Annotated in this window: 1 pseudogene; it reads left to right on the forward strand. The window is 78.6% G+C overall.

The features are described 5' to 3' along the window. Window positions 1-439, forward strand: a pseudogene (locus CRM73_RS19580) (primosomal protein N'); the annotation flags it as partial.

A 439-nucleotide genomic window follows, 5' to 3' on the forward strand; every position in this document is an offset into this window, starting at 1 on the left:
CGGGTGGTCCTCGGCACCCGCTCCGCCGCGTACGCCCCCGTGGACGACCTCGGCCTCGTGGCGTGCTTCGACGACGGCGACGAGAACCTCGTGGAGCAGCGCGCCCCCTACCAGCACGTCCGGGACGTGCTGCTGCTGCGCGCCGGGCGCAGCGGGTGCGCGGCGCTGTTCGCCGGTCACGCGGTCAGCCCCGAGGCCCAGCGCCTCGTCGTCTCCGGGTGGGCCCGCCGGATCGCTCCCGCGCGGGACGTGCTGCGCGTCCACGCCCCGCGGATCGTCTCCACCGCCGACTCCTTCCACGCCGCCCGGGACCCGCTGGCCTCCCGGGCCCGGCTGCCCGAGACGGCCTACCGGGCGGCCCGCGAGGCCCTCGAGCGGGGCCCCGTCCTGGTCCAGGTCGCCCGCGTCGGCTACGCCCCGCACCTGGCGTGCGAGCGCT

Source organism: Kocuria sp. CCUG 69068, assembly GCF_020833785.1.
GTDB lineage: Bacteria > Actinomycetota > Actinomycetes > Actinomycetales > Micrococcaceae > Kocuria > Kocuria rosea.